The organism is Nocardia neocaledoniensis, assembly GCF_029868625.1.
Classification (GTDB): domain Bacteria; phylum Actinomycetota; class Actinomycetes; order Mycobacteriales; family Mycobacteriaceae; genus Nocardia; species Nocardia neocaledoniensis_A.
This window is the reverse complement of sequence record NZ_JARWOJ010000116.1, coordinates 1-7,814: the sequence shown is the minus strand read 5'-3', so window position 1 is coordinate 7,814 and position 7,814 is coordinate 1. Positions and strand designations below refer to the sequence as shown.

The 7,814-nt window shown below is 72.6% G+C and carries 5 protein-coding genes and 1 pseudogene; 3 read left to right on the top strand and 3 right to left on the bottom strand.

Annotated features, from left to right (window positions below):
• Positions 1-137 precede the first annotated feature (137 nt).
• The 3 genes and pseudogenes from QH270_RS07875 to QH270_RS07865 all read right to left on the bottom strand — a co-directional run.
• Positions 138-1,319 (bottom strand): annotated as a pseudogene (locus QH270_RS07875) (xanthine dehydrogenase family protein molybdopterin-binding subunit); the annotation flags it as partial.
• Positions 1,319-2,308, bottom strand: coding sequence for an FAD binding domain-containing protein (locus QH270_RS07870; protein ID WP_280339839.1), 990 nt, complete (start codon positions 2,306-2,308; stop codon positions 1,319-1,321). The gene QH270_RS07870 and the pseudogene QH270_RS07875, both read right to left, overlap by 1 nt.
• Positions 2,305-2,805, bottom strand: a complete 501-nt coding sequence (locus QH270_RS07865) for a 2Fe-2S iron-sulfur cluster-binding protein (RefSeq protein WP_280339837.1) — start codon at positions 2,803-2,805, stop codon at positions 2,305-2,307. The genes QH270_RS07870 and QH270_RS07865 overlap by 4 nt, the downstream gene beginning before the upstream one ends.
• A gap of 183 nt (positions 2,806-2,988) precedes the next feature.
• Between QH270_RS07865 and QH270_RS07860 the strand changes: the two genes are divergently transcribed.
• From QH270_RS07860 to QH270_RS07850, 3 genes are all read left to right on the top strand, one after another.
• Entirely contained in the window at positions 2,989-3,699 is a 711-nt protein-coding gene (locus QH270_RS07860) for a cutinase family protein (protein WP_280339836.1), read from the top strand.
• A 72-nt stretch (positions 3,700-3,771) separates the two neighbouring features.
• A complete protein-coding gene (locus tag QH270_RS07855) occupies positions 3,772-6,480 on the top strand; it encodes an ATP-binding protein (protein WP_280339835.1) in 2,709 nt (902 codons plus the stop codon).
• Between the two features lie 89 nt (positions 6,481-6,569).
• Positions 6,570-7,613, top strand: coding sequence for an alpha/beta fold hydrolase (locus tag QH270_RS07850; protein ID WP_432420315.1), 1,044 nt, complete (start codon positions 6,570-6,572; stop codon positions 7,611-7,613).
• Positions 7,614-7,814 lie beyond the last annotated feature (201 nt).

Genomic DNA, 7,814 nt, shown 5'->3' with positions numbered 1-7,814 from the left:
GCTTGGCGCTACGGCGCTGCGCGGTGAGCGTGCCGGCCTGGGCGACGGAGGCGGGCGGCGCCTCGGCACCGAACCCGACGATGACGGAAAGTGCGAGGTAGAACGTCCCGGCGAGGGCGAAAACCGCCGACCCGGCCGCGGCTGGAGAACGGCCGCCCCGACTCGGGGTCGACCTCCGGCTCGTTGTGGACGCGCAGCGCGATCGGATCCATGCCGAGCGCCACGGCGAGCTCGTCCATCGCCGTCTCCCCCGCGAACATGCCCGGGCAGTGCCCAGGTGCGCGCATCCACGACGAGACCGGGACATCGAGGGCGGCGAGGCGGTGCGAGGTGCGGCGGTGCGCGGCGGCGTACATCACCCGCGAGGACACCGCCGTCTGCTCCGCGTACGCCTTGACCTTCGAGACCTGCTCGACCACGTCGTGCGCGATGGCGGTGAGTGTTCCGTCGCGGTGCGCGCCGAGCCGGATCCGCTGGATGGTCGGCGTGCGGTAACCGGCGAGGGAGAACAGCTGCTGCCTGGTCAGCGGGAGCTTCACCGGGCGATCGCCGACGAGGATCGCGGCCATCACGGCCAGCACGATGTGCGCGTGTGGCTCGCCCTTCGAGCCGAAGCCGCCGCCGACGTACGGCGCGATCACCCGGACTTGTCCGGGCGCGAGGCCGAACAGCGGGCCGATGGTCGCGGCCACGACGTGCGGGCCCTGGGTGGAGTCGTACAACAGCAGCTCGTGCTCGGTCCGGTGGGCGATGGTGGCGTGCGGCTCCATCGGATTGTTGTGGACCATCGGGGTGGTGTATGTCTGGTCGACGGTGACCGGGGCGATCGCCAGCGCCGCGTCCACATCGCCGACGGTGGTGTCGGAGTCGAAGCCGCCGTCGAGGACGTCCGGGGTGTAGAGGTCGTCGCGGTCGGCGCTGAGCACGACGTCGGCGGGACTCTCGTCGTAGGACACACGCACCAGGGCCGCGGCTGCCCTGGCCACCTCGGGGCTGGTCGCGACGACCGCGCCGATGAGCTGACCGCGGAAGGCGACCTCGTCGTTCTGCAGGATGCTCAGTTCCCGGTCGTCGGTGTCGGTCAGGCGCACAGCGTTGTGGTGGGTCAGCACGGCGAGGACGCCGTCCGTCCGCTCCGCGGCCCCGGTGTCGATCTCGCGGATCCGGCCACGGGTGATGGTCGCCTGGATCGGGAAGGCGTGCGCGGGGTCGGTCTGCGGATGTTCCAGCGCGTAGGGGGCGCGACCGCGCAGCTTGGCGGGTCCGTCGACGCGGGTGGGCGAATCGCCGATCGCCCCGGCGCGCGGTGTCGACCCCATCACGACTCCTTCTCGGTGAGTTCCCGCAGCGTGGCGACGAGGACCCGGCGGGCGAGCGGGATCTTGAATCCGTTGTGCCGCAGAGGTCGGGCGGCGGCGAGTTCGGCCGCCGCCGCGGCCGCGAACTCGGGTTCGGTGGCGGGGCGCCCGCGCAGGGCCGCTTCGGCGGTGGCCGCCCGCCACGGTCGGTGCGCCAGTCCGCCGAAGGCGATTCTGGCCTCCCGCACGACGCCGTCGGCGACGTCGAGCGCGGCGGCCACCGAGACCAGCGCGAAGGCGAACGACGCGCGATCGCGCACCTTGCGGTAGGTGGATCCGGCGGCCGTGCCGAGCGCGGGCAGGTCGACCGCGGTGATCAGATCGCCGTGTTCGAGGGTGGTGTCGCGGTGGGGTTCGTCGCCGGGGAGGCGGTACAGCTCCGTCAGCGGGACCGCGCGCTCGCCGCGAGCGCCGAGTACCCGCACCACCGCGTCCAGCGCGGTCAGCGCCACCGCCATGTCCGAGGGATGGGTGGCGACACAGTGTGGCGAGGCGCCCAGCACCGCGTGGTCGCGATCGAGACCGCCGATGGCCGAACAGCCACTGCCGGGCGTGCGTTTGTTGCAGGGCGTGGTCGGATCCTGGAAGTACACGCACCGGGTGCGCTGCAGCAGGTTGCCGCCGGTCGTGGCGAGGTTGCGCAGCTGGGGCGAGGCGCCTGCCAGCAGTGCCGCCGACAGCATCGGGTAGCGCGCCCGGATCAGCGGATGCGCGGCCAGCTCGGCATTGCGCACGTTCGCGCCGATACGGACGCCGCCCTCGGGGCGCTCGGTCACCTCCCCGAGCGGGAGCCCGCTGATGTCGACCAGCTTGCCCGGCGCCGTGATGCCGAGTTTGAGATGATCGACGAGATTCGTTCCCGCCCCGAGGAATACGGCGTCCGGGTCGGCGCACACCGCGGCCACCGCACGGTCCGGGTCGGTGGCGCGCTCGTAGACGAATTCCCTCATCGGCCGGCCTCCAGGATCGCCGCGACGATGTTCGGATACGCCCCGCAGCGACAGAGGTTGCCACTCATGCGTTCCCGGATCTCCGCGGCGGTGAGCGCGACGCCGGTGGCGGGATCGGTGATATGGCTCGGCGCACCCGCCCGCACCTCGTCGAGCATGCCGACCGCCGAACAGATCTGGCCCGGCGTGCAGTATCCGCACTGGAATCCGTCGTGGTCGAGGAAGGCCTGCTGGACCGGGTGCAGGCGGTCGCCCTCGGCGAGCCCGTCGGCGGTGACGATCGTGGCGCCGTCGTGGGCGACGGCCAAGGCCAGGCACACGACCGCCCTGCGTCCGTCCAGCAGCACGGTGCACGATCCGCACTGCCCGTGATCACACCCCTTCTTGGGGCTGATGACGCCCAGCTGTTCCCGCAGCACATCGAGCACCGTGGCCCTGGTATCGACGTGCACGCCCCGGGTCTGTCCGTCGACGGTCAAGCTGATCCACGCGCGCATCGAACGGCCTCTCGTCTGTGGGATATCGACTCCACCGACTATCGCGGCCGACCGGCTCGGGCCCGCCACCAGCAACTACGCACCACCTGCGCGCTCGCGCGCACCTCTGCCACGGTACCAATACCGCACGTGCGCTCCCACCGTCTCGTGTCGTCGGCCGCGGCGGTGTCCTACAGTGGGCGGATGCGTGGACGATCGCGAATCCTGCTCCGTTCGGCGGCGACTATCGCGGCGGCGCTGGGGCTCACCGCCTTTCCGACCGCGGCCGCCGAGCCGTCGAGCGCGAACTCCGGCTGCGCCGAGGTCGCCGTGGTGACCGTGCGCGGCACGCTCGAGCCGCAGATCGGCAGCCTGCTGCTCACTCCGCTGGGCAAGCGGATCGCCGCGGAGTCGGGCCGCCAGGCGACGGTGACCGAACTCGGCTATCCCGCCTCCATGGCGCCGGACAGCGCCCAGCGCGGTGTCGAGAGCCTCACCACGCTGCTCAACACGGCGGCCGCCACTTGCCCGGACCAGCAGCTCGTCCTGCTCGGCTACTCGCAGGGCGCCCGCGTCATCGGCAACACCCTCAGCGCCCGCGCCGCGCTCACCGACCGGGCCGCCGCGCGCATCGACGCCATCGCCCTGTTCGGCAGCCCGTTGTTCAACGGCGCCGAGCCCTACGACCGCGGCACCTACGACCCCGCGCTCTCCGGCACCGGCGCCCTCCCCACCGGCGCACTGGCCGCCTTCACCGACCGCCTCCGCGACTTCTGCAATGCCGGTGACCGCGTGTGCCAGGGCGGCGATCCGGCCGCCGGTTTCGCAAATGCCCTGAGCTACGGCCATTTCGCCTATTTCCTCAACAGCGACCGCGACCAGGCCGCGACGTTCATCCACGAACGAATCCGATAGCGCGCGAGTTCGATAAGGTACCGATCGGTCCGGGTGTTGTCGTGGACCGGGAGGAGCGCGCCGAGGATGCCGATGTTCGGACGAGACAGTGAGCTGAAGGATCTCGCCGCGCTCGTGACGCGTCCCGAGGATCGCAGCGGCGTCGTGATCGAGGGTGAGCCCGGGATCGGGAAGTCGACGCTGGTCGAGCAGGCGGTCGGGATGGCCGCCGACGCGGGTCTGCGGGTGCTGCGGACCGCGGGCGTGGAGGCCGAGCACGGCCTCACCTATGCCGGACTGCACCGGCTGCTGTACCCGCTGCGGCGGGCGTTCGACGCACTGCCCGCTCGCCAGCGTGAGGCGCTGACCAGCGCGTTGGGGATGTCGGACCTCGTAGACGAGCCGAGTCCGCACCTGGTCGGGCTCGCCGCCCTCACCGTGCTGGCCGACGTGGCGGCCGAACGACCGCTGCTGATCGTCGCCGAGGACGCGCACTGGCTCGACCCGGCCAGCGCCGAGGTGCTGGCCTTCGTCGCCCGCCGGATCGAGGCCGAGCCCGTCGTCCTCATCGCCACCGTGCGCGACGGCGCCGCCTCACCGCTGCGCGATGCCGAACTCGCCGCCCTGTGGTTGGGGCCGCTGTCCGACGACGAGGCGAACGCGCTGCTGGACAGCATGGCGCCGACGGCCCCGGCCAGAGTGCGCCGCCGGGTACTCGCCGAGGCACACGGCAATCCCCTTGCTCTGACCGAACTCCCCACGGCCGCAGGCGAGCTCGTAGACACCAATGCCACCCTGCCGTTGACCGAACGACTCGAACGCGCCTTCTCCGCCCGAGGCGCCACACTGCCCGAACACACCAGGTCGGCCCTGCTGGTCGCCGCCCTCGACGACGGTGACGATCTCACCGAGATCCTCGCGGCCACGGGAAGACTGGTCGCGGCCGAACCCGATCCGGGCCTGCTCGAACCGGCGGTGGCCGCCCAGCTGATCCAAATCGGTTCCGGCACAGTGAGTTTCCGCCATCCCCTGGTCCGCTCCGCGCTGGTCGCGGCGGCCACGGCGGACGACCGCCGAAGTGCGCACGCGGCACTCGCCGAGGTGCTCACCGGGGACCCGGATCGCCAGGTATGGCACCGTGCGGCGGGAGCGGCCGGCGCCGACGAGGACGTGGCCGCGGCGCTGGAACAGGCCGCCGAGCGCGCCAGACACCGTGACGGGGCGATCTCGGCCCTGGAGCGCGCCGCCGCGCTCAGCGCCACCCCGGGCCGGCGCGCGGACCGGCTGTTGCGTGCCGCCGAACTGGCGGTCGATTCCGGTCGCCGCGACGTCGTGGACCGGCTCGTCGACGCCGCGCGCGCACTGCCGCTCACCCGCGAGCAGGAGGCCACCGCGAGCTGGCTGCTCAGCGCTCCAGAGGACGGCATCCGCGAAAGTCCCACGCGCATCGGCGAACTCGCCGCACTCGCGGCCTCCGTCGCCGCCGACGGCTACCCGGATCCGGCCCTGCGGATCCTGTGGGGCGCGGCCATGCGGTGCTTCTGGTCCGAACCGGGACCGGATGTCCGGCGCGCGGTCCTGGCCGTCGCCGACTCCCTCGCCATTCCCGACGGCGACCACCGCAAGCTCGCGATCGACTCGATCGTGGCGCCGTTCGAACGCGGCGATCAAGTCCTGGGCCACCTGCGGACGCTGGCGACGACCACCGGGCGCGATCCTGAGGTCGACTACTTCCTGAGCAGCGCCGCCTACCAGGTCGGCGCGTTCGATCTCGCGGCCCGCTTCGCCGGCGCGGCCGCGCCCGGCTTCCGGTCCGCCGGGCGCCTCGGTCTGCTGACCCGCGCGTTGGCGATCCAGGCGTGGAGCCTGGCCCGGGTCGGCGATCTCGCCACCGCCGCGCCTATCGCGACCGAGGCCGCGGCCTTCGCGCTGGAGACCGGGCAGACGTTCATGCACGCGTCGGCCACCGGCGTCTGCGCCGAAATCGCCGCGCTGCGAGGTGATTACGCGGAGGCCGTCGCGATCGCCGCCGAGACCGAGCGGACCGGCCTGGCCGCCGCCGTCCGCCCGGTACTGGCCACCGTGCAGCTCACCCGTGGGATCATCGCGCTCGGCGAGGGCCGCTTCGACGACGCCTGCACCGATCTGGCCCGCATCCACGACCCGCTCGATCCGTCGTACTCGCTGGCCCTGCGGGTGTGTTTCCTGACCGAACTCGCCGAGGCGGCGGTCCGTGCGGGACGCACCGACGCCGTCGCCGAGCTGGTGCGCGGACTGGAACCGGTGGCGGCGGCGACCTCCTCCCCGGCCCTGCACATCGGAATGCGCTACGCGCGAGCGGTTCTCGCGGGCGACACGGCCCCGGAGATGTTCGCCGCCGCGCTGGCGGCCGACCTGACCGGCTGGCCCGCCGAGCGCGGCAAACTGCACCTCGCCTACGGCGAGTGGCTGCGCCGACAGCGCCGGGTGGTCGAATCCCGGACCCACCTGCGCACGGCCAGGGAGATCTTCGACGCCCTCGGCTTCACCGCTTGGAGCGAGCGGGCCAGGCTGGAACTGCGCAGCGCGGGCGAATCCAGCCCGAACCGCGACCCGGACGCACGCGAACGGCTCACCCCGCACGAACTGAGCATCGCGCAACTGGCCGCGCAGGGGCTGACCAACCGGGAGATCGGGCAGCGGCTCTACCTGTCGCACCGGACCGTCAGTACCCACCTGCACCGCATCTTCCCGAAGCTCGGGATCAGTTCCCGCGGCGATCTCGCGGCACTGTTGCCGACCCTGGAGGAGCCGGCGGTCTGAGCGTCGTCCGGCGCGACCGATCGCCATCGATTACGTCATCCGACGCACGCGGCGGACCCCGGCCGCTGCCTAGCGTCGACGGCATGGACATCAATCGACGACGACTCTTCGGCGGCGCGCTGGCGGCGGGCGCCGCGGGCCTGACCGTGACGACCCTCGCCGCCTGCGCGACCGAGGCCGCGGCACCGGCGGCGCCCGCCGTGCCGGGCGCGGCACTGCGCGCCGGGGCTGGTGCCAACACGAGTCTGGGGCCGATCCGAACGATCCAGGCCGGCGTCCTCGAGGTCGCCTACGCCGAATTCGGCCCTGCCACCGGACGACCCGTGATCCTTCTGCACGGCTGGCCCTACGACCCCTACAGCTACGCCGATGTCGGTCCGCTGCTGGCCGAGTCCGGATACCGGGTGGTGGTGCCGTTCCTGCGCGGCTACGGCCCGACGCGCTTCCGCTCCCCGCAGACCCCGCGCAACGGGCAGCAGTCGGCCATCGCCCGCGACATCGTCGACCTCATGGACGCGCTGGGCATCGACAAGGCGGTGCTCGGCGGATTCGATTGGGGCGCGCGGACAGTCGACATCATCGCGGCGCTGTGGCCGGAACGAGTCAAGGCGATGGTCGCGGTGAGCGGGTACCTCATCACCCAGCAGACGGCGCAGCAACAGCCGCTGCCGCCCGCCGCCGAGCTCGGCTGGTGGTACCAGTACTACTTCGCCACCGAGCGCGGCCGCCTCGGCTACGAGCGCAACCGCCACGAATTCAACAAGCTCATCTGGCGCAGCGCCTCGCCCGCTTGGGATTTCGACGAAGCCACCTACCAGCGCAGCGGCGCCGCCTTCGACAACCCCGACCACGTCGACATCGTCATCTCGAACTATCGCTGGCGGCTCAGCCTGGCGCCGGGCGAGCCACGGTACGACGAAGACGAACAGCGCCTCGCGACCGGGCCCGCCATTTCCGTTCCCGCCATCACGATCAGCAGCGACTTCGACGGCGCGGCCAAGGACGGAAAGTCCTACCGGGGCAAGTTCACCGGCGCCTACGAACACCGTGTGCTCGACGGGATCGGGCACAATGTCCCGCAGGAGGCACCGCGGCCGTTCGCCCAGGCGATCGTCGACGCCGATCACCTGTGATCCGTTGCGACACAACACGACTCCGGGGGCCCGGGGGCGGCCCCCCGCCGCCCGGGGGGGGGGGGGGGCCCGGGGGGCGGGGGGGGGGCGCCCCCCGGCAACCCCCCCGCGCGGGGGGCGGCTTGCGCCGGGTTTCCGGGGGCCCCCCGCGCGCCCCGGGGGGGGGGGCCCCCGCGGTCGGCGGCGGCGAGGACGTCGGCC